This window comes from Sphingobium bisphenolivorans, assembly GCF_000412635.1.
GTDB lineage: Bacteria > Pseudomonadota > Alphaproteobacteria > Sphingomonadales > Sphingomonadaceae > Sphingobium > Sphingobium bisphenolivorans.
This window is the reverse complement of sequence record NZ_ASTG01000048.1, coordinates 1-2,016: the sequence shown is the minus strand read 5'-3', so window position 1 is coordinate 2,016 and position 2,016 is coordinate 1. Positions and strand designations below refer to the sequence as shown.

At 56.2% G+C, this 2,016-nt stretch carries 3 protein-coding genes; all 3 read right to left on the bottom strand.

Annotated features, from left to right (window positions below):
* Positions 1-357: ion channel (locus L858_RS21520; protein WP_022684649.1), on the bottom strand; the 357-nt coding region annotated here is incomplete at its 3' end.
* Position 358: 1 nt separating this feature from the next.
* A complete protein-coding gene (locus tag L858_RS21515) occupies positions 359-868 on the bottom strand; it encodes an NUDIX hydrolase (protein WP_238565011.1) in 510 nt (169 codons plus the stop codon).
* Between the two features lie 105 nt (positions 869-973).
* Positions 974-1,771 carry a universal stress protein gene (locus L858_RS0119095; protein WP_022684647.1) on the bottom strand — a complete coding sequence of 266 codons (798 nt, stop codon included), beginning with the start codon at positions 1,769-1,771 and terminating at the stop codon, positions 974-976.
* Positions 1,772-2,016: the final 245 nt, after the last annotated feature.

The following is a 2,016-nucleotide window of genomic DNA, read 5'->3' as shown; positions in this document are numbered from 1 at the left end:
GCCGCCAATCTTTGCAACAGAGCCCAAAATCCTACTACCGACCGGCAGGACCACATCGCCATATCCGATTGTCACATAGGTCGAGGTGGAAAAGTACAGTGCTTGTTCAAGATTGGGGAAGGCGTTCAATAGCAGATAGAGGGCCGCCCAAAGCCAGATCTCGACAGCATGTAATGCGAAAAGTCCAAATGCGGCGAGCAGAATAGCCACTCCGTTCACGAAAGAAGCGATGAGCACCTGCGACGCGTGACGGTGGCGGCGTAGAATAGCTAGTAATCCTGCCAAGCCGATCAGGTGAACAAGTACGGTCACCGCAACTGTTGCAGTCGCGATAGCCAATTGCGTCGTCAAACCCATTCTACTTCGTTCCCTCTCCGATGCAGGAGGAACCGACCTCCTCCCTTTGAGAGACGGCCTGTTCCAGAGCCGTCAGGAACGGCGTTTGACTAGCGAGTATTCTGGTATGCGCCTCGGCCAGCGGAAACCAAGCTGCTCGATCGATCTCGGGAAAGGAGCCTATGATACCACTGCGGGGTGGCCATTCAACCTCGAAGGCGTTGCTGACAAGATCGGCGGGATCGAGGTCACCTTCAATCGCATAAGCCTCGACCCATTTCCCCCCCGCCTGGCGCAGGCGTGCGAGCGGCCACGGTTTGCCAGCGGGTCGCGGGCCAACTTCTTCTTCAAACTCTCGAAGTGCGGCGTTGTGAAGAGCCTCTCCTGGCAAGGGGGTGCCCTTCGCGATCTGCCATGCCCCGTCATCCTTTCGCTGCCAGTAAGGTCCTCCGGGATGAACGAGAAAGACCTGCAGCGTTCCCGCGTGCCAGCGATAGGGGAGCAGCCCTGCACTTATTTGTGATGCCATCATCGCTGCATCTCCGCCGCTCACGCAATGCTGTTGAACATGCAAGCGGCATATTTGCGCTTATTCTGGTCGAAAGGATGAAACTGTCATATGCCAAGCGGCGGACGTTCAGTGTCCCAGCACCAACGGCAATTTACCCCGCGTTAGCAGACGCCTTGTCACGCCACCAAATGTTTCCATAATCCTTCCGCGTCCAAAGGCCCCCATGATGACATAATCTGCCTTCCATTGGCTGGCCTCTTCCTCAATGATCGCATCTACAGGATGAAGACGGTCGTTGAGAACCCGAATGCTCGCATTCACATTGTGACGTGAGAGATATCGCGCTGCATCGCTGGGTTCGGCCTGTATCGAGCCATCCTTGATTGTCATCACCTCCACTTCCTCGGCCAACGCGAGCAACGGCGTACAGGCGCGCATCGTCGCGATGCATGAGGGGTGGCCATCCCACGCCAGCAGTGCCCTTTTCATGGCAAAGCCTTTAACATCCTGCGGAACGGCCAAGACCGGCACTCTGGCGTGCATCAAAATCTGGCTCGCGATTGTCCGCATGTCCGGAAGAGGGTAGCTGTCCAGTTGCCGGTTGAGGACGACGATGTCTGCAAGGGCTGCCTCTTTCAGAAGACAACTTGCGATTTCCCCGGTGGTATCAACCCAGTCCCAGCTAACATCTTCCTTGCCAAGGCGCGCGCTGATCCGTGCCTTGTTGCGGGCTTCACTGTCGCGTTCATCGAGCATGAGGGCGGTTTCGCCAAAACCTGCATAAAGATCGCCGGCGATCACAGGAAATGGCGTGACATCGATGCATTGAAGATGGCCGCCAAGCGCACGCGTCAGGTCCAGCGCTGCTTGTAGTCGGGCTTCCTGGCCTTCATCATCGTGCACCAGAAGAAGAACATTCTTCATGATCGGCTCCTCTAGAAAGGCATAAGGTTACGATGCGGCATCTGTAGCAGGTATGAGGAAACATACTTAGGCGCCCCGCGCTCATAGCCACTCCGGTTGGCCCCCTCCCAGAAGCGGCTTTGAAAATTTTTGCCGCAGTAAGCTGATCTTCAACACCATGGCATGGCGAAGACCTCAAAGACCTGCGGTTATCCATTCAACGCGGTGATCCATCGGGTGATATAGCGCGACGATCTGGGTGAGAG

Coding starts and splice junctions, on each gene's coding strand:
- L858_RS21515 (WP_238565011.1), bottom strand. CDS start 868: ATGATGGCATCACAAATAAGTGCAGGGCTGCTCCCCTATCGCTGGCAC.
- L858_RS0119095 (WP_022684647.1), bottom strand. CDS start 1,771: ATGAAGAATGTTCTTCTTCTGGTGCACGATGATGAAGGCCAGGAAGCC.